Source organism: Paenibacillus sp. FSL W8-0439, from assembly GCF_038008995.1.
Classification (GTDB): Bacteria; Bacillota; Bacilli; order Paenibacillales; family Paenibacillaceae; genus Paenibacillus; species Paenibacillus polymyxa.
This window is the reverse complement of the sequence record NZ_JBBPAK010000001.1, coordinates 3,338,820-3,365,137: the sequence shown is the minus strand read 5'-3', so window position 1 is coordinate 3,365,137 and position 26,318 is coordinate 3,338,820. Positions and strand designations below refer to the sequence as shown.

General features: G+C 46.8%; 26 protein-coding genes. 19 read left to right on the top strand and 7 right to left on the bottom strand.

What is annotated here, in order from left to right; genetic code table 11:
- The first annotated feature begins 138 nt into the window (after window positions 1–138).
- The 19 genes from panB (at window position 139) to MKX36_RS14280 (ending at window position 19,686) form a co-directional block, all read left to right on the top strand.
- Window positions 139–1,047 carry a 3-methyl-2-oxobutanoate hydroxymethyltransferase gene (gene panB, locus MKX36_RS14370; RefSeq protein ID WP_340864930.1) on the top strand — a complete coding sequence of 303 codons (909 nt, stop codon included), beginning with the start codon at window positions 139–141 and terminating at the stop codon, window positions 1,045–1,047.
- A complete protein-coding gene (gene panC, locus MKX36_RS14365; protein WP_340864929.1) occupies window positions 1,044–1,982 on the top strand; it encodes a pantoate--beta-alanine ligase in 939 nt (312 codons plus the stop codon). The genes panB and panC overlap by 4 nt, the downstream gene beginning before the upstream one ends.
- On the top strand, window positions 1,975–2,358 hold the full coding sequence (panD, locus tag MKX36_RS14360; protein ID WP_013371641.1) for an aspartate 1-decarboxylase: 384 nt from the start codon (window positions 1,975–1,977) through the stop codon (window positions 2,356–2,358). Before panC ends, panD begins: the two co-directional genes overlap by 8 nt.
- An 82-nt stretch (window positions 2,359–2,440) precedes the next feature.
- Window positions 2,441–3,073, top strand: a complete 633-nt coding sequence (locus MKX36_RS14355; RefSeq protein WP_016822180.1) for a tetratricopeptide repeat protein — start codon at window positions 2,441–2,443, stop codon at window positions 3,071–3,073.
- Window positions 3,074–3,231: 158 nt separating this feature from the next.
- A complete protein-coding gene (dinG, locus tag MKX36_RS14350) occupies window positions 3,232–6,114 on the top strand; it encodes an ATP-dependent DNA helicase DinG (RefSeq protein WP_044785193.1) in 2,883 nt (960 codons plus the stop codon).
- A gap of 27 nt (window positions 6,115–6,141) precedes the next feature.
- Entirely contained in the window at window positions 6,142–6,795 is a 654-nt protein-coding gene (locus MKX36_RS14345) for a redox-sensing transcriptional repressor Rex (RefSeq protein WP_257125975.1), read from the top strand.
- A complete protein-coding gene (locus tag MKX36_RS14340) occupies window positions 6,782–8,083 on the top strand; it encodes an amidohydrolase (RefSeq protein WP_090890206.1) in 1,302 nt (433 codons plus the stop codon). Before MKX36_RS14345 ends, MKX36_RS14340 begins: the two co-directional genes overlap by 14 nt.
- A 37-nt stretch (window positions 8,084–8,120) precedes the next feature.
- The gene (locus MKX36_RS14335; protein WP_016822176.1) at window positions 8,121–8,645 is read left to right on the top strand and encodes a cell wall elongation regulator TseB-like domain-containing protein; all 525 of its coding nucleotides are present in this window, start codon (window positions 8,121–8,123) and stop codon (window positions 8,643–8,645) included.
- Window positions 8,646–9,117: 472 nt separating this feature from the next.
- Window positions 9,118–9,651 (top strand): hypothetical protein, encoded by a 534-nt coding sequence (locus MKX36_RS14330; RefSeq protein ID WP_016822175.1) that lies wholly within the window; start codon window positions 9,118–9,120, stop codon window positions 9,649–9,651.
- On the top strand, window positions 9,644–11,146 hold the full coding sequence (locus MKX36_RS14325) for an AAA family ATPase (protein ID WP_016822174.1): 1,503 nt from the start codon (window positions 9,644–9,646) through the stop codon (window positions 11,144–11,146). Before MKX36_RS14330 ends, MKX36_RS14325 begins: the two co-directional genes overlap by 8 nt.
- A 136-nt stretch (window positions 11,147–11,282) precedes the next feature.
- On the top strand, window positions 11,283–12,155 hold the full coding sequence (locus tag MKX36_RS14320) for a 3-hydroxyacyl-CoA dehydrogenase family protein (protein WP_013371631.1): 873 nt from the start codon (window positions 11,283–11,285) through the stop codon (window positions 12,153–12,155).
- Complete coding sequence (locus MKX36_RS14315) at window positions 12,152–13,348, top strand: acetate/propionate family kinase (protein WP_013371630.1); 1,197 nt, start codon at window positions 12,152–12,154, stop codon at window positions 13,346–13,348. Before MKX36_RS14320 ends, MKX36_RS14315 begins: the two co-directional genes overlap by 4 nt.
- A 132-nt stretch (window positions 13,349–13,480) precedes the next feature.
- Window positions 13,481–14,776, top strand: coding sequence for an asparagine--tRNA ligase (gene asnS / locus MKX36_RS14310; RefSeq protein ID WP_016822173.1), 1,296 nt, complete (start codon window positions 13,481–13,483; stop codon window positions 14,774–14,776).
- A 3-nt stretch (window positions 14,777–14,779) separates the two neighbouring features.
- Window positions 14,780–15,508, top strand: a complete 729-nt coding sequence (locus MKX36_RS14305; RefSeq protein ID WP_016822172.1) for a DnaD domain-containing protein — start codon at window positions 14,780–14,782, stop codon at window positions 15,506–15,508.
- Window positions 15,509–15,648: 140 nt separating this feature from the next.
- Window positions 15,649–16,314 (top strand): RNA polymerase sigma factor, encoded by a 666-nt coding sequence (locus tag MKX36_RS14300; RefSeq protein ID WP_340864928.1) that lies wholly within the window; start codon window positions 15,649–15,651, stop codon window positions 16,312–16,314.
- Window positions 16,311–16,781: a hypothetical protein gene (locus MKX36_RS14295; protein WP_340864927.1), complete on the top strand. Its 471-nt coding sequence runs from the start codon at window positions 16,311–16,313 to the stop codon at window positions 16,779–16,781. Before MKX36_RS14300 ends, MKX36_RS14295 begins: the two co-directional genes overlap by 4 nt.
- A gap of 82 nt (window positions 16,782–16,863) precedes the next feature.
- Complete coding sequence (locus tag MKX36_RS14290) at window positions 16,864–18,129, top strand: multi-tm2 domain protein (RefSeq protein ID WP_340864926.1); 1,266 nt, start codon at window positions 16,864–16,866, stop codon at window positions 18,127–18,129.
- A 1-nt stretch (window position 18,130) separates the two neighbouring features.
- Window positions 18,131–18,913 (top strand): hypothetical protein, encoded by a 783-nt coding sequence (locus MKX36_RS14285; RefSeq protein WP_330719871.1) that lies wholly within the window; start codon window positions 18,131–18,133, stop codon window positions 18,911–18,913.
- 161 nt (window positions 18,914–19,074) lie between these two features.
- Window positions 19,075–19,686 (top strand): flavin reductase family protein, encoded by a 612-nt coding sequence (locus tag MKX36_RS14280; protein WP_340864925.1) that lies wholly within the window; start codon window positions 19,075–19,077, stop codon window positions 19,684–19,686.
- 14 nt (window positions 19,687–19,700) lie between these two features.
- On the opposite strand, the gene MKX36_RS14275 is transcribed toward MKX36_RS14280, so the two are convergent.
- From MKX36_RS14275 to proB, 7 genes are all read right to left on the bottom strand, one after another.
- The gene (locus MKX36_RS14275) at window positions 19,701–20,033 is read right to left on the bottom strand and encodes a DUF4440 domain-containing protein (RefSeq protein WP_340864924.1); all 333 of its coding nucleotides are present in this window, start codon (window positions 20,031–20,033) and stop codon (window positions 19,701–19,703) included.
- Between the two features lie 218 nt (window positions 20,034–20,251).
- The gene (locus MKX36_RS14270) at window positions 20,252–20,908 is read right to left on the bottom strand and encodes a methylthioribulose 1-phosphate dehydratase (RefSeq protein ID WP_340864923.1); all 657 of its coding nucleotides are present in this window, start codon (window positions 20,906–20,908) and stop codon (window positions 20,252–20,254) included.
- Complete coding sequence (locus MKX36_RS14265; RefSeq protein WP_340864922.1) at window positions 20,908–21,585, bottom strand: 2-hydroxy-3-keto-5-methylthiopentenyl-1-phosphate phosphatase; 678 nt, start codon at window positions 21,583–21,585, stop codon at window positions 20,908–20,910. The genes MKX36_RS14270 and MKX36_RS14265 overlap by 1 nt, the downstream gene beginning before the upstream one ends.
- Complete coding sequence (locus MKX36_RS14260; RefSeq protein WP_340864921.1) at window positions 21,582–22,793, bottom strand: 2,3-diketo-5-methylthiopentyl-1-phosphate enolase; 1,212 nt, start codon at window positions 22,791–22,793, stop codon at window positions 21,582–21,584. The genes MKX36_RS14265 and MKX36_RS14260 overlap by 4 nt, the downstream gene beginning before the upstream one ends.
- A complete protein-coding gene (gene proC, locus MKX36_RS14255) occupies window positions 22,790–23,656 on the bottom strand; it encodes a pyrroline-5-carboxylate reductase (RefSeq protein ID WP_016822162.1) in 867 nt (288 codons plus the stop codon). Before proC ends, MKX36_RS14260 begins: the two co-directional genes overlap by 4 nt.
- Before the next feature lie 38 nt (window positions 23,657–23,694).
- Entirely contained in the window at window positions 23,695–24,987 is a 1,293-nt protein-coding gene (locus MKX36_RS14250; RefSeq protein WP_123797329.1) for a glutamate-5-semialdehyde dehydrogenase, read from the bottom strand.
- 12 nt (window positions 24,988–24,999) lie between these two features.
- Window positions 25,000–26,205, bottom strand: a complete 1,206-nt coding sequence (gene proB / locus MKX36_RS14245) for a glutamate 5-kinase (RefSeq protein WP_016822160.1) — start codon at window positions 26,203–26,205, stop codon at window positions 25,000–25,002.
- Window positions 26,206–26,318 lie beyond the last annotated feature (113 nt).

The window sequence follows — 26,318 nt, the reverse complement described above, 5'->3', positions numbered from 1 at the left end:
AACAGGACCGAGACAGAAGGGACGATCTCAAAATGAGTGTCTTTTTTGGCTGTTCGGACCTTTTGATGACGCATATGTACAGGCGTTCATAAAAGGTTATTTTTTGTGCCAAAAAAAGATGGAAGGGAGCCATTCACAATGGCAGGAAAACAAGCACTGAATATCGTAAAAATGAAAAAAATGAAGCAAGAGGGCATTCCGCTCAGTATGCTGACCGCCTATGATTATCCATCGGCTAAAATAGCCGAGGAGGCGGGAATTGATATCATTCTCGTGGGTGACTCGCTGGGTAACGTAGTTCTTGGTTACGATTCGACCATCCCAGTGACCCTGGATGATATGGTGTACCATTCCCGGACAGTGGCAAGAGGCGCCGAGCATACGTTCATCGTAGCGGACATGCCTTTTATGACATATCACAGCAGCATATCTGAAAGTCTTCAAGGCATCCGTCGTCTGATGCAGGAAGGACATGCGCATGCTGTTAAATTGGAGGGCGGAGCTGAAATTGCCGATGTCGTAAAAGCGACTGTTCAGGCAGGTGTACCTGTGCTAGGACATATCGGACTTACTCCGCAATCGGTTAATCAGATTGGCGGTTATCGCATTCAAGGTAAGGACGAAGCAGACGCACGCCGGTTAATGGCTGATGCCAAGGCGTTAGAGCAGGCGGGTGCCTTTGGTATTGTACTGGAATTGGTGACTGAGGAAGTGGCAACGGCGATCTCTAAAGAACTTTCCATTCCAACCATTGGAATCGGTGCAGGACGTGGATGTGACGGTCAGGTACTTGTTTATCACGATCTAATTCAATATGCATCGCCATATTTCAGCAAACGTTTTGTTAAAACCTATGCCGATGTTGGCGGCTTGATCCGCAGCAGCATTGAGCAGTATGTGAGCGATGTGAAAGGGCGGGCATTCCCGGCCGCAGAGCATGTGTTCAGCGCGGATGATCGCGTTGTGGAGTCCCTGGAGTCCTTGTACGGTCAGGCAAAAGGACAAGCGCAGGAACAAGCTAAGGAAAAGGTGGAATCACAGTCATGATCATCGTAAGAGAAGTGGCTCAACTGCGTAAGATTATTGCCGAGCGTCGGCAGCTTGGGGCCAATAGAGCAAAAATGGTACACGATTCTGCCTCTGTACAACAACATAAAGTTGGCTTTGTACCAACAATGGGATACCTGCACGAAGGGCACGCGAGCTTGATGCAAAAGGCGCGTGAAATGGCAGACACAGTCGTGCTTAGCATTTTTGTAAATCCGATTCAATTTGGACCTACCGAAGATCTGGACAGCTATCCTCGCGATGAAGCGCGTGATCTGGAAGTAGCACGGCGCGAAGGCGTGGATATTGTCTTTTTGCCGACTGTAGCAGAAATGTATCCGCAGCCAACTCAAACTAAAATTCACGTATCCGCTCTGACAGACCGCTTGTGCGGCGCTTCCCGTCCTGGCCATTTTGATGGTGTAACTACAGTGGTAGCTAAGCTGTTTAACATGGTAGGTCCTGATTTGGCCTTCTTTGGCATGAAGGATGCGCAGCAGGTTGCTGTGCTTCAACAAATGGTGGCTGATCTCAATATGAATGTGACCCTCATACCTTGTCCTATCGTCAGAGAGGCCGATGGTTTGGCTCTTAGCTCCCGCAATGTATATTTGAGTGCGGAACAGCGTGAGCAGGCGTTGGTGCTGTCCCAGTCACTGCGCAAGGTGCAAGAAGTGAGCGAAGATATTGTACAGAACACCATTACGATTGAGCAGTTACATCAAATGGTGGAGTCGACCATCTCCTCATCTCCTTTGGCAGATATTGACTACATTGAAATATTAACTTTTCCTGGCCTGGAGCCCCTTCGTCCTGAGCAGCGCCTATGTGATGTGCAAGAAGATGTCATTGTTGCGCTAGCCGTAAAATTTGGGAATACCCGACTGATTGATAATATAAGAATACAGAAAGTGGAGGTACTTTCCCATGTTTAGAACCATGATGAAATCTAAAATTCACCGCGCGACGGTTACTGAAGCTAACCTGAACTATGTGGGCAGTATTACCATAGATGAAGATTTAATGGAGACATCAGATCTGCTGGAGAATGAAAAGGTTCAAATTGTAAACAATAACAATGGAGCTCGACTGGAAACCTATGTGATCCCCGGACCGCGTGGGAGCGGCGTGATTTGTCTCAACGGTGCGGCAGCCCGTCTGGTCCAGCCCGGTGATACAGTCATTATTATTTCCTATGCTTCCATGTCGAATGAAGAGGCCAAAACATACAAACCAACTGTGGTATTTGTGGATGAACATAATAAACCAGCCCAAACGATGAACAAGGAAGTACATGCAACGATCATGTAATGAATGGGAATGCGGATGAAACCCGTCTTTTAAGCGAAAAATGTGAGTGTATTAATCCATCTTTCGTAAGGGCGGGATGCACATGTTCCAGCATGTATTCGCAGAAATGAACAGCATGTTAGATGATATCGTGAAGCATTACCCATCAGCCCAGGGCCCCCGCAGACAGGAGCTGCTACAGCACTGGAGTCTGCTGCGGAGAATGAGTGACGGAATTATGGATGAGTGGCTGGCCTTTGAGGAAAAAATGGTTTACCTGCGTGCAGCAGGATTTTCTGCAGAGGCCGACATGTCTGACGCTGAGCTGCCTGAAAAGGAGCTACCGGCATTTAACCGGGGGCAGGGGTATTATCGCTTACTTATGTACCCGGAGGCAATCCAGCAATTTGAGCAGGTGCTACAGCATTTTCCGAACAGCTGGCAGAGTCACATGTATATGGGAATGGCTCATTTTCAACTGGATGATCCAGCAGAGGCTATAAGCCAGTTTCAAAAGGTGCTGCACCTGACTGAACAGCCAGGGCTAAAAGCGGTCATCTATAATGCGCTGGGTTGTTTGATGGCAAAGCAGGCTGACGTAAAAGAGGCGCAAAAATATTTTGCTCTCGCGCATCAGTTCGATCCAACGTTGCCCGAGCCACTGCACAATATGCAAGCCTGTTTGTCCGGTGTCGAAAAGCTTCGCTACGACAGCTCCATGTTGACCTGGATGTAGTTGTCAGACACCGAGTAAGACGATGCATGCCCACCTCTCTTAGGCGGCGTGTGCATCGTCTTTTTTGGCTGTCTTAATTTCCAAACAGGCAATCTTCTGCTATGCTATTATACAGAGTTATTATTATTGTATGTGTCATAAGAAAGGATTAAGCTCGAATGAAATTTGCGGTATTGGATTTTGAAACGACAGGCACCCAGTCCGCGGATGACATCATTCAAGTCGGACTTGCAATTATAGATCATGATAACAGCATTTCCCGTGTTTACGGCTCTTATGTAAACCCTGGCAGATCTATTCCACCTTTTATCACCGGATTGACCGGAATTACAGACGATGACGTCAAGGATGCACCTGCACTCGAAGAAATGATGATGGAGCTCGTGCCTATGCTGGACGATGTCGTACTCGTCGGTCATAACGTGGCGTTTGATTTTAATTTTTTGCAAAGCGCTTTGGACCGGTGTGGATATTTACCCTTTAGCGGTAGAATTTTGGATACGATGGATTTTCTGAAAATTATGTTTCCATCATTATCTTCTTATCAGCTAGGTTTTGTTTCCTCAGAGTTTGGGCTGGCGCATGACCGCCCTCATCAAGCAGACAGCGACGCGTTGGCTACGGCTGAGGTGTTTTTAAAGTGTCTGGGCGAGCTTCAAGCACTGCCTCTGATAACGATACAGCGGCTTAGCGATTTGTTCGCAGAGGAAGACAGCGACCTGGGTTGGTTTCTTGACGGCATACGAGAAGAGAAAGAGCTAGATCCTATTCAGGATTTGGAGAAACATCAGTTTTTTCGTCAGCTTGCGCTTAAAGTGGAAGATTGGACTGAACTGGCTGCTCCACGCAGAGAAGATGATCCGAATCCACTGTCAGGCGTTTCCTTTGAGCAGTATATGGATGATGTACGGGACAATTTGCGTTCATCCTTGAGCCAATATGAGGAGCGCGAGGCGCAGATACAAATGATTGAGGGTGTAAATCAAGCCCTGAGTCAAGATAAGCATTTGTTGATTGAGGCGGGTACAGGAACAGGGAAGTCCCTGGGCTATTTGCTTCCGTCACTGTATCACAGTGTAAAATATGGGCAGAGGGTCACCGTAAGCACGCATACCATTAATCTGCAGGAGCAATTGCGAGAGCGTGATATTCCGATGCTGACCAAAGTGATTCCGTTCCCGTTCCGGGCTGCCATCTTTAAGGGACGGGGGCATTATTTGTGTCTGCGTAAGTTTGAACATAAAATAAACAGAAGAGACTTCGCGACACCAAAGGAAGACTTGATTACAGCGGCTCAAATGATTGTCTGGCTGACTCTGACAGAAACCGGTGATGATGAGGAACTAAACCTGAGCAACCGTGGAGGGGATTTTTGGGAAACGGTAGCTAGTGATTCCGAGTCCTGTCTTGGTCGTTCTTGTCCATGGTTCCGCAAATGCTACTATCATCGTGCACGTCATGAAGCTGGAACAGCGGATGTGGTTATAACGAATCACTCCAAGCTGTTCACCGACGTCAAAGCAAGTCATCAGCTGCTGCCTAGCTATGAACACTTGGTGATTGATGAGGCACATCATCTAGAGGAAGTAGCTGGTAAGCACCTGGGCATGCATATGAAATATTTCACACTCGTGCATACGCTGACTCGATTGTTCAAGGACAGCAAGAATGGGCAATTGCCTTCGTTACGTCAGCAGTTGGCAAAGTCGGGGCATGAGAAGTCGACGGAATGGGCCTCGGTCATTGATCAGTTGTACCCACTTGTGTTAGAGGTTAAGGAAACTTGGGACCTACTAAGCGATAAGCTGTTTGGCATGTTACCAGAGCGAACTGATGCCACACCAGGTGAAACGGGGCAATTTTCTTCGCGTCTCAAACCGTCAGCCAAGCCTGCAAAGTGGGATCAGGCGGCGGCATTGGAAAATCAGCTTTATGTAACATTGAGCGAAATTTTGCGCAAGGGCGACAAGCTGATGCTGGATGTCAAGGAAGAACATGACGATTATGCGGCGGATAGTCTCATTACAGATATCACGGGTCTGCTTAAGGATTTGGCGGGGATTAGGGAAAATTTGCGCTTCTTTATACGACTCGATGATGAAACAACCGTATATTGGCTTGAAGCGAGTGGACAATTCCGTAGTAAATCATTGCAATTTTATGCGGTGCCCGTCGATGTGAGCCGCCAGTTGAAAGAAATGTTTTTTGACAAAAAAAGAAGTATTATTCTGACATCTGCTACTTTATCGGTAGATAAATCGTTTCAGTACATGACCGATCAACTCGGCTTGCAGGAGGCAGCAGATCAAGGACGATTAATGACGTCACAGCTCCCATCACCCTTTAATTACAGGGATCAGGTGTTGCTGGTCATTCCGCGAGATTTTCCGAGTGTGAAGGGCAGTGTAGGAGATGCACATTTTGTAGAGATGCTCGTTAGCTCTCTAGGAGCGACTGCCCAGGCGACGCGGGGGAGAATGCTCGTTCTGTTTACTTCCTATCGGATGCTCCGGCAAGTGTATGAGCCGCTCAAAGAGGCGTTAGCGTCCAGCGATATTACCGTGTTAGGACAAGGTGTGGACAGTGGGAGTCGCAGCAAGCTAACCCGCCGTTTTCAGGAAGCGAAAGCTTCTGTATTGCTGGGAACCAGTAGCTTCTGGGAAGGCGTCGATATTCCAGGGAAAGCTTTGACTTGTCTGGCTATCGTTCGCTTGCCGTTTCAACCGCCCAACCACCCGTTACTGGAGGCCAAAAGCGAGTTGCTCCAGCAGCAGAAGAAGAATCCATTTATGAAGCTGTCTGTACCACAAGCAGTTATTCGCTTCAAACAGGGATTTGGGCGATTGGTACGTACAGCGAGCGACCACGGAGTCGTCATCGTTTACGATACGCGTGTGATCGAATCCTATTATGGAAAGCACTTTTTGTACTCGTTACCGGGACCAAAAATGGAGCATATGCCATCGGAGCAAATGGTGCCCCGCATCGCCGAATGGCTCCAATCCGCCCCGGAGACTGAGGCACAACGGACGGACACTTAAAGTCCGTTACAATTAGGGGGAGCAAGTATGAAATCAGATAAAATTTCAGAGGCTGTCGTACGGAGATTACCCGTATATTTACGTTATCTGAATGCACTGCACAAACGGGAGGTGGCTACGGTCTCTTCTCAAGAGCTGGGACAGAGGTTAGATTTGAATCCGGCCCAAATTCGTAAAGATCTTGCCTATTTTGGCGATTTTGGTCGGAAGGGCATCGGTTACGATGTTTCTTATCTAATTGAGAAAATACGCCATATCCTGAAAATCGACCAGCAAATTAATGTAGTATTGGTCGGAGCGGGTAATCTGGGTCAAGCCCTATCGAACTATAATGCTTATTTAAAAGACAATATGAAGATTGTGGCGGTTTTTGATGCGTTCCCGGATAAGGTTGGGACCAGAATCAATACTTTGGTCGTACAGCCGATGGATGAACTGGAAGCGACTGTGAAAGAAAAAAATATACGAATCGGGATTATTACTGTACCTGATTTTGAGGCACAGCACGTAGCTGATAGGCTGATTGAGAGTGGAATTGGAGCGATTTTAAACTTTGCACCTATCATTCTCAAGGCACCAGCTAACATTCGGATACATGCCACAGACTTTACAACTGATTTGCTTAGCCTCGCTTATTATCTGGAGGACGGAAAGGAAGAAGTACAATATGACAGTGAATAAATGGATGATTAAAAACGGTTCTTTTGCCGTGAATGGACCCGAGGCTGGGGTAATCCATGGTTTTATGATTGTGGAGGATAGCCGTATTACTTACATTGGCGAGACTTTGCCTGCGGGTGAGGAAGAGACAGAAGCAATCGACGGCAAGGGGTTATTGTTTTTACCTGGTCTGATCAATACTCATGGTCATGCGGCGATGTCTCTGCTGCGAGGGTATGGAGATGATTTGGCACTTCAAGTGTGGCTTCAGGAAAAAATGTGGCCTATGGAAGCCAAGTTTACATCTACGGATGTGTACTGGGGAACTTCTTTGTCAGTGCTGGAAATGCTGAAAGGTGGAACCACGACTTTCCTGGATATGTACGATCATATGGATGAGGTGGCTCGTGTAGCTGAAGAGTCGGGCATTCGTGCAAGCTTGATGCGTGGAGCCATTGGACTCTGTTCAGAAGAAGAACAGCGGATCAAGCTAGCTGAGGCCGTGACTTTTGCGCGTAACTGGCATGGAAAAGCAGACGGACGTATCACAACAATGATGTCTCCTCATGCCCCATACACATGCCCGCCTGCGTTTATTGAGAAATTTGTTCAAGCAGCACATGATCTCGATTTACCGTTGCATACGCACATGTCCGAGACGATCGCCGAAGTTGAACAAAACGTACGCGACTACGGCTTGCGTCCAGTTGCACACTTAGATAAGCTTGGCTTTTTCTCCCGTCCTTCACTTGTTGCCCACGGCGTTCACTTGAACGACGAAGAAATAGCTTTGTTAGCGGAACGAGGTGTGGCGGTATCGCATAATCCAGGCAGCAACTTGAAGCTGGCAAGTGGTGTAGCTAGAGTGCCTGAATTGCTGCGTGCAGGAGTTACTGTTTCACTCGGAACAGATGGTCCTGCCAGCAATAATAACCTGGATATGTTCGAGGAAATGCGTCTGGCAGCACTCATTCACAAGGGAGTATCTGGCGACCCAACGGCAGTTCCTGCAAATGAAGCACTACGTCTGGCAACAGAGTACGGTGCAAAGTCGATTGGTTTAAAAGAGGTAGGAGCGCTGGCAGCAGGCAATAAGGCTGACTTTATCGCGCTAGATCTGAATCAGGCCCATTTCTTGCCGCGTACAGATCTTATTTCTCATGCCGTATACTCTGCAAGTGCCAAAGACGTGGCTCATGTGTGGGTAGACGGCCGTCAGGTTGTGAAAAATGGCGAATGCCTGACGATGGACGAGGAACGTATCAAACATGAGGCACAAGCCGCCTTTGAAGGGCTGCTGTCGCGCTAATTTAGGTGTCACATCCCCTTAGAGAGGAAGCACAGGTTTGAAAAATAAGAAGAAATGGATAGCGGTCGCCATTTTGGCCGTAATACTGATCCTGGTCAGCATTTTCTGGTATTATTCGTATGTTACTCAAGACCAGGTGGCTGAGAAAAATGCCGCTATCATGAAGGCCAAGCAATCAGGTGGTCTGGTTAGCACGACTCAGACTTGGAAGTCTGTGTGGGATCAGATATATTGGGTAGTTCAAGGAAAAAACGCACAGAATGAAAATATAATGGTGTGGGTTCCTTTTCAAAAAATGGAGGGGCAACCTAACATACCTGCCGCAGATCCAAGTGGTGTTCATACCGAGCTGATGAAAAACGGAGTCGACGAGCAAAAAATGACAGCAATAATTCAGCAGCAACTTCCAAATGCAAAAATTGTAAGGCTCCAACCGAGTGTGTTCAATGGCGAATATGTATGGCAACTGTTTTACGATGATGAAAGCCATCACAACTATACCTTTTACCGTTTCTCAGATGGAGCATCGACGGGGATAAAGTATACTTTGCCTAATTACTAGCACCATGTTAAGAGTGTGGATTGGTGGCTTGGGAGTACCCAAAAGCGTTAGGAGCGCTGCGTAGTCCATTTGATCTTACGATCGCTTCGCTTCTGCAGATTCAAGTGTTCCACTCCGCTGGCTGACAGCTATGGGGCCACTCCAAATAACTTTTATACTCAGTCTATATAGCTTGGAATGATTGAAAGTATTAGAAAAAGACGCAAATACGATTTAATTCGTATTTGCGTCTTTTTACTTAATGCTCCGCAAAGCTGGACTAAAAGCCAGAAGCATCTTTTTGCCTTATCACAACTCCTCCACACATTGCCTTCGATATTAGATTTACGTTATGATATACTATATTTTATAAGTGATAGACAAAAATGATAGATAAATGAGTTGCTGATCATTATAAGATCATGCAATTTGGTTGTTTGTTGACATTCGTCCCGTTTCTTCTGGGTTTTACATTTTGAGAGGAGGATGTTGTTTGAAATTGCGTGCAGTTCCTATTGTTGTGGCGGCCGTTTTGGCAGCCTTGTTAATGTTTGGAGGATGGTTCATTTACCGTCAGGTTACAATGCAAAGTCCTCTGGAAAAACTGGTATCTCAATATCCAGGCGTGACAAGCGCTCAAATAGATATTAAACAGGATCAGGTGGTATTGAAACTAGATCTCAAACCGCAGGCGGATGTGGCCGGATTAGTCGATGTGGTTAAGCAAAAAGGGCAATCCATCATTGGCAGCCGCACCATTAAGCTGGATATCGCAGATCGTTCCAATTCAGCACTGAATCAATGGTGGTCTGAGGCTATGTTTCCTGTAGCCGAAGCGATGGAAAATAAAAAGTATACTCAAATTTCATCTACAGTTGAGCAGATGAAAAAGAAAAAGACAGGTATCAAGGCTGATACCGATATGGATTCGAACAATGTCTATATCCGACTCAGCGAAGGCAATGCGACGAAGTTTATCGTTTTGCCACGTCAATCTCAGCAAATGGGGGTATGGCCTAATGCCTAGATGGATCAAGGAAATATTAATCGGTATTGTGCCGGTGGCCATTATATTTCTCGTTTTTATTGGGGTGAACATTATCCCTCTTCTTGTTGCAGGCGTGATGCTCAGTGGCTTGTTAATGCTCATGCATGCTCGTGGCGGCTTGGCCGTAGGTGCCGGGCAAGAGCGCAAACGTAAAAAAAATGGTCCGGACAAGCTGACTTTTGAGGAAATTGGTGGACAAGAAAGCGCTAAACAGGAATTGCGTGAAGCCTTGGATTTTTTGAATCGTCATGATGAAATTTCCAAGTTTGGCATTCGTCCATTGAAAGGCGTTTTGCTTACAGGCCCTCCGGGAACAGGGAAAACGCTGATGGCGAAAGCAGCTGCACACTATACCAATTCAGTGTTTGTTGCAGCTTCAGGCAGTGAATTTGTTGAAATGTATGTAGGTGTTGGTGCAGGTCGTGTCCGTGAGTTGTTTAGGGAGGCTCGCACTCGTGCAGCCAAGGAAAAGAAAGAAAATGCAATCATTTTTATTGATGAGATTGATGTTATTGGCGGTAAGCGTGAGGGTGGACAGCAACGAGAATATGATCAGACTTTGAATCAGTTGCTGACAGAAATGGATGGCATTTATTCGGCAGATACGCCGCGGATATTGCTCATTGCGGCAACAAACCGTAAAGAAATGTTGGACAGCGCCTTAACGCGTCCAGGACGTTTTGACCGTCATATTCAAGTAGACTTGCCTGATAAGAAGGGTCGTCTTCATATCCTTAAAATTCATGCCAAAAACAAACCGATCCAGGAAGATGCTAATTTGGACAAAATTGCAGAGGAGTCTTACGGTTTTTCCGGTGCACAGTTGGAGAGCGTCATGAATGAAGCAGCCATCTATGCAATGAGACAGGATCGGCAAATGATTGCGCAAAGTCATCTGTCCATGGCGATTGACAAGGTGATGATGGGCGAAAAAACAGACCGAGAATCGACATTCGAAGAGAAAAAACGTGTAGCGATTCACGAGCTGGGACATGCTATTATGGCTGAAATCGTCCGTCCCGGTAGTGTAAGTCAAGTAGCGCTGAGCCCGCGTGGGAAAGCGCTCGGTTACGTGCGTCACAACCCACAGCAAGAGCATTATTTATATACCAAGCAGTACCTGGAGGAGCAAATTATGATCTCGCTTGCAGGTGCTACAGCAGAAGAAATGTACTACGGCGGTCGAAGTACTGGTTCAAGTAATGATTTTGAACAGGCACTGAACATCGTTCATACGATGATGACTTCCGGTTTGACTTCTCTTGGGATTATTAACATGGAAATGGTTACAAAAGAGGAACTCATGCGGGAAAATGGCGAGATTATGAATGACCTGCATAACCGCACTTTGGAGTTGTTGGAAAAGCATCGTCCTGTGTTCGACAATTCTCTTGACATCTTGATGAAGGAAGAAACGCTGTCCGGAGATCAATTTAGATGTCAATTTAGTGAAAATGCTTTATTACCAGCATAATTTTTTATGCTGGTTATTTTTTTTTACTTTTAGTCCGTGCTAAGATATTATTATCTATTGGGACATAAACATGTATTTTTCGACAAAGAAGGATACAATATATGAGAGTGACCAGGAAAGGGTGGAGTTAAGAACCATGCAATTTAAAAAAATCGGCGTCATTGGCGGCGGCACCATGGGACAAGGTATTTCTGAAATGCTTGCGTCCAAAGGAATCGATGTGCTGCTAGTAGAGCAGACACCAGAGAAACTAGACTACGCTTATAATATGATTGAAACAAGTCTAGATAAGCAACTGGAAAAGTGGGCAATTACCCAAGCAGAGAAAAAACTGATTTTATCTCGCATTGAAAAAGTATCCCATCTGGCGGAGCTCGCTAGCTGTGATATGGTCATTGAAACCATTACAGAGAATCTGGATGAGAAGAAAGTTGTTTTCCAAGAGCTGGATCATGTATGTCCAAGCAACATCATCCTTGCAAGTAATACATCCACGCTGAGCCTGACCGAGCTTGCCAGCTCGACCAAGTATCCAGAGCGTGTTATTGGTATGCACTTTATTTATCCAGTATCCCGTATTGATCTTGTAGAAATTATTCGTGGTTTGAAAACTTCAGATGATACCTTTGAAAACACGAAAATGTTCGTGGAAGAAATCGTGGAGAAAAAAGGAGTCATGATTTATGAATCTCCTGGCTTTGTAACTAGCCGGATTATCTGTCTGCTGATTAACGAAGCAGCTCATGTACTTCAAGAGGGCGTAGCTTCTGCCGAAGATATCGACGATGCTATGCGTATCGGCTACAACTTCCAAAACGGTCCTTTGGAAATGGCTGACCGCTTTGGTCTGGATTCCGTTTTGGCGGCTCTGGAGCGGATGTTCCGTGAATTTGGCGAACTGAAATACCGTCCGTCCATCGTCCTGAAGAAAATGGTACGTGCAGGTAATCTGGGCGTGAAATCGGGCGAAGGCTTCTTTAAGTATGACAAGGATGGTGACCGGATATGAAAATCCTCGTAATCAACGCAGGGAGTTCTTCCCTGAAATACCAATTGTATGATATGACGGACGAGTCCGTTTTGGCAAAAGGATTGGTAGAGCGCATCGGTATGGACTCTTCGATTCTGACGCATAAACCAACCAATAAGGAAGAATACACTGAAGTTAGCGAAATTTTGGAGCATACTACTGCCATCCGTAAAGTACTGAATGCACTCACAGATGCAGAGCATGGTGTTATCTCCAGCATTAGCGAAATTCAGGCTGTGGGCCATCGTGTGGTTCATGGAGGCGAAATTTTCAAACAGTCAGCGCTCGTAACTCCTGAAGCGAAGAGTGAAATCCGTCGCTTGTTCGACCTGGCTCCACTGCATAACCCAGCATCCATGATGGGGATTAAAGCGGCTGAATTGAATATGCCAGAAGTACCGCAAGTTGTGGTATTTGATACTTCGTTCCATCAAACCATGCCAGAAAAAGCTTATATGTACGCCATACCGAGAGTGTTGTACAATAAGTATAAGGTTCGTCGTTACGGTGCACACGGCACTTCCCATGACTTTGTAAGTAAGGAAGCTGCCAAATTTGTCGGCCGTCCTTTGGAAGACTTGAAGATCATCACTTGCCATATCGGTAATGGTGGTAGTGTAACAGCAGTTCAAGGCGGTTTGTCTGTAGATACTTCCATGGGTATGACTCCACTGGAAGGACTTATGATGGGTACTCGTAGTGGTGATTTGGACCCAGCAATCGTGCCTTATGTCATGAACAAAGAAGAATTGACTGTCAATGAAGTCAATTCCATGCTGAACAAGCATAGTGGACTTCTAGCTATTTCTGGTATCAGCAGTGATATGCGTGAAATCACTGAAGGTATGGAAAAAGGCGAAGCTAATTCTACATTGGCATTTGAAATGTATGAATACCGTCTGCGCAAGTATATTGGTTCGTATGCTGCCGCAATGAACGGAGTAGACGTAATTGTATTTACAGCAGGCGTAGGCGAGAACTCCATCGTTCTGCGTAAGAGAGTGTTGGAACAACTGACATTCCTCGGTATCGAGCTGGATGAATCATTGAACGCTATTCGTTCTGGCGAGATTCGCCGGATTACAACTGCAAATTCAAAGGTAGAAGTACTGATCATTCCAACAAACGAAGAACTGGTAATTGCCCGTGACACGTTCCGTCTGGTTCAGTAGTTCGGTCCGTAAGTGTAAACTTTATACATGTGGAACTATGGTTTAAGTACCACATGCACCAAACAGCGAGAGCAAACAGCCTAACCCAAGGGGGAGGGCTGTTTGATTTTCGGTTCAAGGAGAGAGACGGTCATGACAAATAAAAGTACGATTGCCCAAGTGGGTCGCCATGTAGGGGAAACGGTTACAATTGGCGCTTGGGTAAACAATAAGCGGTCTAGCGGTAAAATTCAGTTCCTGCAACTACGTGATGGTAGCGGGTATATTCAAGGGGTTATCGTAAAAAGCGAAGTGTCTGAGGATATTTGGAATGACGCCAAATCCCTGACACAAGAAAGCTCCCTTTATGTAACTGGAATCGTGCGAGAGGAGCCGCGCAGTCAATCGGGCTATGAATTAACGGTTACAGGTATTGAAATCATTCATTTGACCGAAAACTACCCGATTACCCCAAAAGAGCACGGTGTAGATTTCCTGATGGATCATCGCCATTTGTGGCTGCGTTCCGCCAAGCAACGTGCGGTTCTGATCATACGGGCGGAAATTATCCGTGCTGTACAGGAATTTTTCAACGGCAACGGTTTTACGAAGGTAGACCCGCCTATTTTGACTCCTTCTTCTGCGGAAGGTACAACTGAGTTGTTCCACATCAAATATTTTGACGAGGATGCTTATTTGACACAAAGCGGACAGCTGTACATGGAAGCTGCGGCAATGGCGCTGGGTAAAGTATATTCCTTTGGTCCAACCTTCCGTGCGGAAAAGTCCAAAACACGTCGTCACCTGATTGAGTTCTGGATGATCGAGCCTGAAATGGCTTTTGTGGATCACGAAGAATCCTTGCGCGTTCAGGAGCAATTTGTAAGCCATATCGTGCAGTCTGTTCTGAAAAATTGTGCGAAGGAGCTTGAAGCTATCGGACGCGATGTTTCGAAGCTGGAGCAAATTCAAGGTGAGTTCCCACGGATTACGTACGATGAGGCGATTGCCTTCCTTCAAGGTGAAGGATTCGACATCCCGTGGGGAGAAGACTTTGGTGCTCCTCATGAAACGGCTATTGCCGAAAGATATAACAAGCCTGTGTTCATTACGCATTGGCCGACTCACATTAAAGCATTCTATATGAAACCTGACCCATCCCGCCCAGAGGTTGTTCTGTGTGCCGATATGATCGCTCCTGAAGGTTATGGCGAAATTATCGGGGGTTCCCAACGAATTGACGATCCAGCATTGATGGAAGAACGTTTTAACGAGCATAACCTGGCACGTGAAGCCTACCAATGGTATATGGATCTGCGCACCTATGGTACCGTTCCGCATTCTGGCTTTGGATTGGGACTGGAGCGTACAGTAGCATGGATTTGTGGACTCGATCATGTACGTGAAACGATTCCGTTCCCACGTATGCTGTATCGTTTGTATCCATAATCAATGACAGGATCATTTGATAAGACATCAGCGGCAGATTGGGCGGAGGGAGTAGCCTATGCTATGGAAACCGGAATGGTTCAAATTCCCTACGCTCTGCTCAAGCATTATCGGACGCTTCGGCTGACGGATGGTGAAATGCTGCTACTGATGCAGTTACTTGCATTTAAACAAGCGGAACGTAATGAATTTCCGACATGGGAGCAATTGCAGGCTCGAATTGGGTGCACTGCAAACGAAATCGCGCTTTATTTCAGTAAGCTCATGAAAGAAGGGTTTTTGCGAATAGATTCCGTGGAAGACCGCAGTTCATCCGTCCAATTTGAACGTTATAACTTGGCGGGTCTGTATCGCAAGCTGGCTGAATGTATGATCGCCGAGCGTTCGGAGCAGCACGATGAAGATGACATTTTGTTTGCCGGGAAGCCGGATTTACTGAATGGAGTATCGGAATCTCCACTTACAGAAGAACGAAATTTATTCACAATTTTTGAGAAAGAATTCGGCCGACCATTATCACCGATGGAATATGAGACGATCAGCAGTTGGGTGGATCAGGATCGGTATCCGGAGGAGCTTATTTTGCTGGCCCTGAAGGAAGCGGTATTTGCTGGGAAGGTACATTTCCGGTATATAGATCGCATTCTGCTAGAGTGGAGCCGAAACCGGGTTCGTAATGCACAGGATGCGAAAGAATATGCCCAGCGATTCCGTGGTGGCGGTCGCAATTAAAGTAGCAAACTGAGCCTTTTAGGTAGTAAATTGATGCGCTATGGCTGTCACATTGAAATGGCGATACATGGACAACGCGGAGTATCGCTTGTGCAACATGTAATGTAGGGCAGAAATTTAAAGTGAGCAAGTAGACTTTAATGATAGAGGACACACCCTTCCGATTAGGAGGGTGTGTCCTTTTTAAATTTTTTTTAGAAATATGCAGGGGAAGAAAAATTCCTGGCGTCTATAGTATTGGGAAGGGGGAGAGCGTCATTGATATAGAGAGAATCATTGAACGAATCCGGTCCGGTGATCGGCAGGCGTTCCGTGAGATCGTAGAGCTGTACAGCAAGCATGTATTTCATGTGGCCTATTCGGTACTGCATGACAGCAAGGAAGCGGAGGATGCCGCGCAGGAGGCGTTCGTTCAAGTGTACAAGTCTCTCCCCCAGTACCGGAACGAAGGGTTTAAAACGTGGCTGAGCCGAATTGCGCTCCATAAAGCGCTGGATATTAAACGCAAACAAGACAGGCGACCCGCAGAGCTTATAGACGTGGCACAATCCCTTGTGCAGCTCCCTTCCCCGGATGAAGATGTATTGGCCCGTCTCATCCGTGAAGAGCAAACGGTAGAACTATTACAAAAAATCGCCCAGTTGCCCCAGCAGCATCGAGATATTATTCAAGCCTACTATATGCAGGGCAAAACCTACGATCAAATAGCAGAAGAGACGCAGGTAGCTTTAAAAACGGTAGAGTCCAGACTCTATCGGGCACGACTATGGATTCGGAATCACTGGAAGGAGGAGGAATGGCAATGACTGACCAACAGGATAGACCGTGGATGGAAGGGCAAACGAATGACTGGCATGCATACATTACAGGAACTTGTTCGATAGAGGAATCTACCCGACTGGAAAAGCTCTTGTTGGAAGATGAACAAGCGCTGATGCTATATCTTGTCGCACTGGAGCAATTAGAGCCGACATTGGAAGAACACTCTGCCTGGATGGATACGGAGCGCTTCATAGATCAGGTAATGGCCGTTCTTCCCGATATAGAAGCTGAACCGAGTCAAATTATGTTTAAAAAACGTCGCTGGTTTGAGAAACCTGTGTTCCACTATGTTATTGCCGCAAGTCTGACGTTGATCTTGCTATCCAGTGGAGCCTTTGACAAAATGATGCCGCAAACAGGCAATAAGCCGGTTCCTTCAAAAGAACGCGTCTCTTACAGTGAAGAAGTCATGCAAGCTACGACAACCTGGCTCGATAAATTAAAGCCCTAAATAAGTTAAGGGTAAGACGAACAAGTTTAAACTTCAGTTGGGAATTTTACCAAGATTCCATAAATAGAAAGGAAGTGTAGCGATGCCTTATACGGAACGAAGCAAGCTATTGGCATTTCTATTGAACATCATTCCGGGTGTAGGACACTATTACTGGACCAGAAAAGCCAATGCGTTTGTCTATACCATTTTGTTTTTCGGATGTCTGGCAGGGGGAATATTTTTGTCAGTGGTAGCAAGTGACGGAGCGTTTTTTTTGGTGGGTATGTTTATTGCTGCCCTTTTATGGGGACTCTGCATGCTGCATATCGTGATTAGCTTATTACGTTATGATCCTCGTGCAGTCGCTGCTCCATACCCCCCTCATGCAGGACCCAATCCATATGGCTTTTACTCGCAAAGTGAACCTTATGGAGAGGCTGGTTTAACAGGAGAGGTGCCGGAGGGAGCAACAGACACAGGCACGAATACCATGGGGGCAGGTATGGGATCTGGTCCAGGGTATGACCATTATCAACAAGGATACTATGGTATGGCAGGATCACCTGCTTTTCAAAAAGGATCGGATAATGAACGGTTTTTTACGATTTTGCTGTCATTCATTCCGGGTTTGGGGCACCTTCATTTGGGGCTGATGCAGCGTGGCTTGTCTTTTCTGTTATCCTTCTTTGGCTTTGGCGCGATCCTCATCTTTATTACTAGCATAACGAACGAATCCGGATTTTTGGCGTTTGCAGGCGTGTTGCCGATTATTTGGCTGTATTGCATGTTTGATGCGGTGCAGCATGTACATCGTAAACAAGCTGGAGACATTCTTCAGGACCGGACTTTGTTTGAGGAACTGGAGCATGGAAGAGTTGAGGGACGTCGTAGTAAAATGCTGGCTACCATTTTATCGGTATTTCCCGGTGCCGGACATATGTATATTGGGTTGCAAAAACGTGGACTACAGCTCATGCTACTGTTTTTAGGATTTATCTATATACTGGACGTGCTGCATCTTTCACTCTTTTTGTTTCTAATCCCGGTGGTCTGGTTTTACAGCTTTTTTGATGCATTGCAGCAGGTAAGTCGTTATGGACGGGAGCAGCTGATCGACAAGCCTGTGATCGCTATGTTTGCTCAATATCACCGCTGGGTAGGCTTAGGACTGCTTCTGCTGGGTGCATACTACATCCTGATTAACGTACTTGTTCCGACACTGGACCGTCTGTTCCCGGATGGACAAATTTACAATTTAGTTGATATGTATTTAAGAACCATTATTGTCTCCCTTCTATTAATTGGCGGCGGTGTTTGGATGATGATTGGCAATTCCAAATTGAAGCGAGCAAAGGAGAAACGATAAAATGGATACTGAATTTTCAAAGAGTGAGGCTTCCTTTAAGGGAGCCCATCACTCTCAGAGCGACGTGACTGGGGCAATAGGTTTATTGGGTACTTCATCCCATAAGAATGGCACCTCCAAGAGCTCAAACGCTCCAACAGGTGTGTGGAAAGTTGGAAGGCTGTCCATGGGACTTTTTCTGGTACTGCTGGGCGGCGTAACGTTTGCCTCTAAGTTTTGGGGAGCGGGCATACTGGATCAAGCGTTGACGTGGTGGCCTGTCGTGTTTGTTTTGCTGGGACTGGAGATTTTAATGTATACCGCTTGGAAAGGGACACGTGAGCGCATTCGCTATGATCTGTTCAGTATGTTTATTACGGCGATATTGGTTTTTTGTTGTATCGGATTTGCCTTAGTCAGCTCATTGGGCATCACTCCGCAAGTCAGAGAAATGATGAGTTCGGTTCAGGAAACAAGGACTCTCCCAGACTGGCATGAAAAACTGCCTGCCGGAGTGACCAAGGTGATTGTACAGGGAGAAGATCCCTATGCGGTCAAAATTGACGCAACCACCTCACCGGAGGTGCATGTGTTCGGGAATTATATATATACAGGCAATGAGGATGATTTCAAAGGAACGGAGCTGTATCAGACAAAGCAAATTGGAGACACACTATATGTACTTCTCAGCCAGATTCCCACACGTTTTATGCAGACACATCATCAGCTTGACGTTACCATTGCTGTGCCTGAGGGAATAGCGGTTACTGTGCGTGACAGTCAGGGGAATGTGATTGAAAAATAGAGAGGGCTTCTAGCTTCAGCTTTACATTTTGTATCATTCACGCGATACTTGTTAGGGAAGCCTGAGTTGCACCATGTGACTGGTTATAAATTGTAGTTGCTTACCAGGCGTAACTTGATGATATGCATTCGAAGCGAATGTAGTCGGAAAAGAGGGGAAAAATGATTTCTTTAAATCCTGACACACTTACAGAGCGTGAAAATTATAAGCTGTTGACCGGGAGTATTATCCCAAGGCCAGTAGCGTTTGTAACGACTTTGAGCAGCGAAGGGGTGCTGAATGGTGCTCCGTTCAGTTATTTTTCCATCGTTGCCGCCGAGCCGCCACTGCTGTCTGTATCCGTACAGCGTGTCGATGGAGTTTCTAAAGATACAGCGCGTAATGCGATAGAGCACAATGCTTTTGTCGTACATATTACAGACGAAGACAATGTGGGGGCAGTGAATGTGACGGCTTCTCGTCTGTCGCCGGAGGAGAGTGAGGTTACACTGGCAGGTCTCACCCCAATAAAGAGTACAAAAATTGCAGTTCCCGGTGTGACTGAAGCGAAAATACGTATGGAATGTATTTTGGAGAAGGTGATACCGCTGGGAGGCAAGGAGGACACACCTGCCTGTGACCTATTAATTGGGCGCGTAGTGCAGTATCATTTATCAGAGGAAGCGTACCAAAATACATATGTGATTGCCAAGGAGTTGCGTCCGGTGAGTCGGTTGGCTGGAAACAACTATGCAAAGCTAGGAGAGCAATTCACGCTGGAACGTCCCCAATAGGGGACGTTGTTTTTTTACAACATTGAAAATTGCCATTGCCCTTCATTTAATTTCCAAATTGAACTTCTTAATGATTTAATTCCGGTATCATTTGACTCAGTACAGTATGTTGCATGTATAATTTCTGAAGATAACAACCTTATGTTAAAGTCAGTAATTATAAATGGTATATGGTTCAATGGAGACCTACTCTTTAAAAAGGTTAATTGCATTGACTTGTCGTACTTTCTACCCGACGAACCATACTCAATATAGTCATAAGCTAATAGTTTTTCAAAATCCTCACTTCGAGCATGCATTAACTGCTTTTCTAAACTTAATATTATATCTTCTATTTCTTTACTCAACTTATCACCCCAGTTGCCTTTTAATTTGCAGTGATACCTTCATGGGATTAAAAAAGTCCATTTGAGAAAAACAGGTTAGTTTTTAGGTAGCCAGTAGAATAGGTTGCTTTTTTTTAATAAAAAAAAGAACGTTCCGTGCTTTCGCTAGGTACCGTTCTCGATATTCAATGACCATTTTTACCATTCAATGATACGCATCTTTAATATTTATAATTTATTCATTTTGAAGTTTTCAGTAGCAAGGAGCGATAGGTCGTTTCAAACAGAAATTCAAACGCCTCCAGATGCTTTTTAGCTTCAAACACATCACGACCCCATGCATAAATGCCATGATTACGCAATAAAATGCCTGGAACCTGATCATTCAGCACGTCTGATACCAGCTTGGCAATCGAGGCGATGTCAGCATAATTTGGCAGTACGGGAATCTGAATGGCGGCATTTTCCTCCCAAATGTTAAAAGCCTTAATGAGCTCGATGCCTTGCACAGGTACAAAGCCCTGCTCACCGTAATATTCGGAAATCAGGTTGTTAAACACGGTATGCACATGAAAAACTGCTCCACAGCCTGTCAGGCGGTAAATTTCGCAATGGATGAGCGTCTCTGCACTTGGCTTGAGGTTTGTGGCTTCTGCCGCTTTTCCGTATTGGTCTACGAACAGAAAATCCTCAGGAGTACGTTTGGTCTTATCCTTGCCGCTAGCGGTGACTGCAAAATAAAATTGTTCTGGGTGAAAATTACCGATTCGGATCGACAGATTACCGCTTGTACCTGGGAACCAGTTGCGAGAGGCGAATAGCTCCTTGACATCAGCGAGTTCTTCCAGAGAACGGCGTTTTTCCTCAAACGAAATGTCTGCCAAGTTAAAACTCATTACAGTACCCCCTGCTCCTGTTTTTGCTTTAAATCCTCGATAATATCGTCAAATGTCTCAAAGGGTACATGCGGTACGCTAAGCTCTTGACACTTCAATGTCAGATGTGAGCGGGAGTACACAAGGTCGGCAATTTTGGCTCCTTCAAAATCTGTCAGGCTGTCGCCAATCAAAATCCGTTCGTATTGCTCGGAAGGGTATTGACGAATGACGGTCGTTTTGCACATGCCACAGTCATTCTTACACGGTTCCTCACACCGATGCGGCCACGTGATCTGGATGTGAGCCCCGGAAAAATCCGCTCCGTTGCAAAAAATGTGATCCTGCGGGATGCCGAACGGTTCTAGCAATGGATCAATAAAAAAATCAATGCCGCCGCTAGTAACGAAAAATTCAATCTGCTGCTCTCGTACAAAGTCCAAAAAGCGTGCAAAGCCCTGACGTATACCCGCTTGTCCAAGTACATATGAGATAACGTCTTCCTTAAGCTTCGAAGGCATCAAGGCGAACATCGCACCTACGCCTTCACGAATGGACATATGCCCGTTCACGATTTGATGCATGATGGGCTCATAGCCCATAGGCTTAAAATGCTTCATAATAGCGACAATATTATCACTGTTCGTAATGGTCCCGTCAAAATCACAAAAAATGACGGGCTTCTTGGCTGTGCTCATCGTTCGCCTCCCCAGGTGTCGAGCGCAGATTGCAACTCGGGATGAGTGCGGGCGTATTGGGCCAGCGGGACATTCTGCTGCACCGCCTCAATCGCCTGCACAAAAGCACGCCCACCAGCTTCCGTACCCAGTGGATGTCCGTGAATACCGCCCCCGGCGTTAACCACCACATCAGTACCAAAGTCGCGTACAATGAGTGGCACCAGACCTGGGTGTATCCCTGCGGAAGGGACAGGCATGCTGGTCTTCAGCGGTAGAGCAGGGGTGATCAGCTCGTCGTGAATCGCCATGTTTTCCTTACGCGGCATTGTCACTGAGCCATAGGGGGAAGGGAAGAGAACGAGATCAGCACCAGCTAGCCGCATAAGCTGACCAAGCAGGACGGACGCCGATATACCATAATGAGGTGATGGGTATGCAGCACCTGCTAATGAAGGATGGGCTGCAATCGGTACCGAAACCGCGGGATCGCTGCTAAGCTCATGCAGCACATCATAACCATAGGCCAGCACGTTAAATAGTAATGCGTTCGCACCTGCGCCGATAGCCTTGAGGGCTTGCGCTTTGAGCTGCGAGTTTGGACCGGTTAAATTAGCGGCATACAGCAGCTTTTTACCAGTTTCACGTTCAGCCGCTTCGGCAGCCCGGATACAGGCTTCGACACGTTTTTCAATCGGCGTCAGCCCATTTTCAAACAAGATCTCGTCATCTTTGATCAGATCAACGCCGCCGAGAGCCTGACGGGTAAACTGTTCACGCAGTTCGTCCAAATTGAGCCCAATTACGGATTTGAAAATGCTCATGAGCAGAGGCCGATCATACACGCCAAGCTGCTCACGCAAGCCGCTGATACCGAATTTCGGACCTGAAAAAGCAGAGAGGAATGCTTCCGAGAAACCCAGCTTCGTCAGCTTAATTCGGCCGTCCATCGAAATTTTGCCGAAGACCGTAACTAACAATGCGGGAATATCACGGCTGAAATTGACATCCGGGTAAGCGATCGTTAAGTCGGCGTACCGCTCACCGGGACCTCCATCGTGAATATCCACAGATTGAACAGAGCCGAGATGCTTCTGCATCGCATCCCGCTTGGCCTGCGGGAGCTCAGTCCAGCTGCCCACCGTCATGCCGATGGCAATAGAGTGGGCCTTTTGCTTAAAATCAGCTTTGTCATCGTATATTCGGTAGGTCGCCAGGCAATAGCTCACTCAATTCCCTCCTTAAGTACAGCTCCCATCTCGCGGGATCGTTCAGCGCAGCGCTGCACCGCCGCAATCACCGTTTCGTAGAAGTCACCTTTGTCCAGTGTTTCCAATGCAGCTACCGTGGAGCCATTAGGAGACATGATTTTATGACGAAGGGCAGAAGGCTCCTCTCCGGTTTGCTGGACCATGCGTGCTGCGCCAAGCGCAGTTTGCACTGTTAGTTCATGCGCTTGTTCAGGAGTCAAGCCACCGCGGATTCCCCCAGCAATCATGGCCTCCATTAAGTAGTAGACATAGGCAGGGCCGCTTCCGGAAATGCCGGTCAGTACATCCATTTTCTCTTCCTCTATAACCGTTACTGTACCTACGGATTCGAACATCGTAAGCACGTTTTTACGTTGAGTTTCGCTGATCTCTTTGGAAAAACTGATGCCTGTGGCTCCCAGTCCAATCGAACTGGATGTGTTGGGCATCGTTCGTGCGATTGGCTGTTTGCGACCAAGCAACGTTTGCATGGTACGAATAGACAACCCGGCGATGACCGAAATGATCAGCTGTTCATCTGACAGAAGGGGACCGAGCTGTCCAAGTGCCCCGGCAGCATCTTTAGGCTTCATGGCAAGCACGATCACTGGAGAATGACGCAGCAGTTCCGTTTTGGCTGCATCCTCAGTTTGGAACAATACTCCGTATTGCTGTTGGAGTTCTTCAAGACGAGCCTGATTACTGCGGTTGATGACGGTAATACCGCCACGTTTAACGACAGAACGATTCGTCATCCCACGAATAATAGCCTCAGCCATTGAACCTGCACCGAAAAACGTAATTTGCTCGTTAATTAACACCTTTGTTTGTGATTCACACATGGATTCATACCTCCAAAGATACGGATTGATTTATGATATTATTCCCTGATTTGTCCAGTACCGTACACGCGGTATTTGGTTGAAGTCAAGGCAGGCAACCCCATAGGGCCGCGGGCATGTAATTTTTGTGTGCTGATTCCGATCTCGGCACCAAATCCAAACTCGAAGCCATCCGTGAAGCGGGTGGATGCATTGTGGTACACGGCTGCCGCGTCCACTTCTTGCAGAAAACGCTCAGCATGAGCTTTATTCTCAGTAACAATACACTCTGAATGCATCGTGCCATACCGGGCAATATGCTCCAGTACTTCGTCCAAATTGTTTACGACTTTTACATTCAAAATGTAATCATTGTACTCGGTGCCATAATCCTCTTCCGTGGCAGAGACAGCCCAAGGAGCTAGTTCTCGTGTCCGTGCACATCCGCGCAGCTCAACCCCAGCATCACGAAAACGTTCAGCCAATCCTGTTAAATGTGCTTGAGCATAATCCGAGTGTACGAGCAGTGTTTCCATCGAGTTGCACACGGACGGTCTTTGTACCTTCGCATTGAGTGTAATCGCTTCGGCCATTTCTACATTCGCTGTAGCGTCCAAGAACGTATGGCATACGCCAGCCCCGGTTTCGATGACAGGCACGGTAGCGTTCTGAACAACATTTTGAATGAGTGAACGACCGCCGCGTGGAATAATTACATCCAGCAAGCCGTTCAAGGTGAGCATTTCGCTGACGGAGGCACGGTCTGAATCTTCAATGAGTTGAAGCGCCTCGCGTGGCACGGCTGTTGCGTCTAGCGCCTGCTGGAGCACTTCAATGATCTTGCGGTTGGAGGAGAGAGCAGCCGAACCACCACGCAGCACAACCGGATTGCCTGTTTTCAAGCACAGACCCGCTGCATCCACGGTCACATTTGGACGCGCTTCATATATGATGCCGATGACACCCAGCGGTACACGTATTTTCTCAATCCGCAGACCATTTGGACGTTCAATTTGCTCAAGCGTGTCGCCGACCGGATCAGGTAGTGCCGCAATTTGCCGCAATCCTTCAGCAATAGCCCCGATTCGCTCCTCGGTCAGCTTGAGGCGGTCGAGCAGTGATTCGGACGTTCCCAGTTCCCGTCCACGTTTCAGGTCATTATGATTCGCTGCAATCAGCTCTTCTGCATGGTTTACTAGAGCTTCAGCCATAGCAAGCAATGCTTCGTTTTTTTGTGCTGTAGTCAGTCGGTTCATAACCCCGGCACTTTTTTTCGCGAGACTTGCTTTGGTTCGTACTTCGCTGAACTGGTTATCCTCTGTTATCGCTGTGTTTGTCGTTAAATCACTCATATTATGGCCTCCCTACATACATAATGTAATCCATTCATCCCTGTGGATCACCTCAAGCCGATGGATGGGACCGATTTTGCCCACAACCTCACCGCTAGGTAAACCTTGTACCATTTTAAGCTGTTCATCATCATAATTGACGATGCCACGTCCTAATACCTTATTTTCCGGTCCCAGTACCTCAACGACATCTCCAGCATGAAAGCTGCCCTCGACACGTCGTACGCCAACCGGAAGCAGACTATGTCCTCCGTGTACTAACGCTTCTTCGGCCCCTTGGTCTACATGCACTGAGCCCAAAGGGGTGGACATAAATCCAAGCCATTGTTTTTTCATCGGCAGTGAAGAGAGGTGGGTATCAAAATAAGTGCCCGGTCCGTGTCCTTCGACGGCTGCATCCAGATCACCATTTTCGCTTACCCGTCCCACATATACAGGCACACCGCCGCGTGTAGCCACTTTGGCAGCCTCGATTTTGGATCGCATGCCGCCAGTTCCTACTGCTGATCCAGAACCTCCGGCTAATGCATAAATCTCCTCTGTAATTTCCTCGATACGTTCAAAACGTACAGCGTTTGGATGCTTGCGCGGGTCAGCCGTATATACGCCATCGGTATCCGTAATGATAATCAAATGCTGGGCTTTGACCAGATTGGCAACTAGTGCAGACAGCATATCATTATCGCCGAATTTCAATTCGTCAATCGATACGGTGTCATTTTCGTTAAAAATCGGGATAACCTGCTGGCGCAGCAATTCTTCTACAGTCATTCCGGCATTGTTCATCCGTTTGCGGCTCAGAAAGTCACTACGGGTCAGCAGAACCTGCGCGATTACGAGGTCAAAATTTTTAAAAGCCTGCTCATAGGCTTGCATGAGAAGAGCTTGGCCGACGGCAGCTGCCGCTTGCTTTTCATGCAGCAGTTTGGGCCGAAAGGGATATCCAATCTCCCGGAACCCGGCGGCTACAGCGCCTGATGTAACCAGCAGCACTTCATGGCCTTTTGCACGAAGCAAGCTGATTTCCCTAGCAAAATAAGCGATGGCTTCCCGATTCAGACCACCTTCCACTCCAGTCAGGGAGCTACTACCGATTTTAATGACGATACGTGTTGACAAGACGTCCACTTCCTTAATTTTACTCTTTTTAATGCAAAAAAACTTCCATCCTTTGTATGCAAAGGACGAAAGTTTGTGCTTCCGCGGTACCACCTTCATTGATGATTCATGATCATCCCACTTAAAACCTGTTAACGGCAGGGACCGCCTGATTGCGCAGGGCGCTCGGGGATAGGAGTTGGGAGAGAGTCCAGGTAAATTCTTGCAGCCTA

What these genes read in the sequence shown, in the direction of transcription:
- panC (WP_340864929.1), top strand. Translation starts at nt 1,044, where the DNA reads ATGATCATCGTAAGAGAAGTGGCTCAACTGCGTAAGATTATTGCCGAG.
- MKX36_RS14355 (WP_016822180.1), top strand. Translation starts at nt 2,441, where the DNA reads ATGTTCCAGCATGTATTCGCAGAAATGAACAGCATGTTAGATGATATC.
- MKX36_RS14320 (WP_013371631.1), top strand. Translation starts at nt 11,283, where the DNA reads ATGCAATTTAAAAAAATCGGCGTCATTGGCGGCGGCACCATGGGACAA.
- MKX36_RS14285 (WP_330719871.1), top strand. Translation starts at nt 18,131, where the DNA reads ATGGATACTGAATTTTCAAAGAGTGAGGCTTCCTTTAAGGGAGCCCAT.
- proB (WP_016822160.1), bottom strand. Translation starts at nt 26,205, where the DNA reads ATGAAGGTGGTACCGCGGAAGCACAAACTTTCGTCCTTTGCATACAAA.
- MKX36_RS14280 (WP_340864925.1), top strand. Translation starts at nt 19,075, where the DNA reads ATGATTTCTTTAAATCCTGACACACTTACAGAGCGTGAAAATTATAAG.
- panB (WP_340864930.1), top strand. Translation starts at nt 139, where the DNA reads ATGGCAGGAAAACAAGCACTGAATATCGTAAAAATGAAAAAAATGAAG.
- MKX36_RS14340 (WP_090890206.1), top strand. Translation starts at nt 6,782, where the DNA reads ATGACAGTGAATAAATGGATGATTAAAAACGGTTCTTTTGCCGTGAAT.
- MKX36_RS14315 (WP_013371630.1), top strand. Translation starts at nt 12,152, where the DNA reads ATGAAAATCCTCGTAATCAACGCAGGGAGTTCTTCCCTGAAATACCAA.
- MKX36_RS14265 (WP_340864922.1), bottom strand. Translation starts at nt 21,585, where the DNA reads ATGAGCACAGCCAAGAAGCCCGTCATTTTTTGTGATTTTGACGGGACC.
- proC (WP_016822162.1), bottom strand. Translation starts at nt 23,656, where the DNA reads ATGTGTGAATCACAAACAAAGGTGTTAATTAACGAGCAAATTACGTTT.
- MKX36_RS14305 (WP_016822172.1), top strand. Translation starts at nt 14,780, where the DNA reads ATGACAGGATCATTTGATAAGACATCAGCGGCAGATTGGGCGGAGGGA.
- MKX36_RS14290 (WP_340864926.1), top strand. Translation starts at nt 16,864, where the DNA reads ATGCCTTATACGGAACGAAGCAAGCTATTGGCATTTCTATTGAACATC.
- MKX36_RS14345 (WP_257125975.1), top strand. Translation starts at nt 6,142, where the DNA reads ATGAAATCAGATAAAATTTCAGAGGCTGTCGTACGGAGATTACCCGTA.
- MKX36_RS14270 (WP_340864923.1), bottom strand. Translation starts at nt 20,908, where the DNA reads ATGAGTTTTAACTTGGCAGACATTTCGTTTGAGGAAAAACGCCGTTCT.
- MKX36_RS14250 (WP_123797329.1), bottom strand. Translation starts at nt 24,987, where the DNA reads ATGAGTGATTTAACGACAAACACAGCGATAACAGAGGATAACCAGTTC.
- MKX36_RS14295 (WP_340864927.1), top strand. Translation starts at nt 16,311, where the DNA reads ATGACTGACCAACAGGATAGACCGTGGATGGAAGGGCAAACGAATGAC.
- asnS (WP_016822173.1), top strand. Translation starts at nt 13,481, where the DNA reads ATGACAAATAAAAGTACGATTGCCCAAGTGGGTCGCCATGTAGGGGAA.
- panD (WP_013371641.1), top strand. Translation starts at nt 1,975, where the DNA reads ATGTTTAGAACCATGATGAAATCTAAAATTCACCGCGCGACGGTTACT.
- dinG (WP_044785193.1), top strand. Translation starts at nt 3,232, where the DNA reads ATGAAATTTGCGGTATTGGATTTTGAAACGACAGGCACCCAGTCCGCG.
- MKX36_RS14325 (WP_016822174.1), top strand. Translation starts at nt 9,644, where the DNA reads ATGCCTAGATGGATCAAGGAAATATTAATCGGTATTGTGCCGGTGGCC.
- MKX36_RS14300 (WP_340864928.1), top strand. Translation starts at nt 15,649, where the DNA reads ATGATAGAGGACACACCCTTCCGATTAGGAGGGTGTGTCCTTTTTAAA.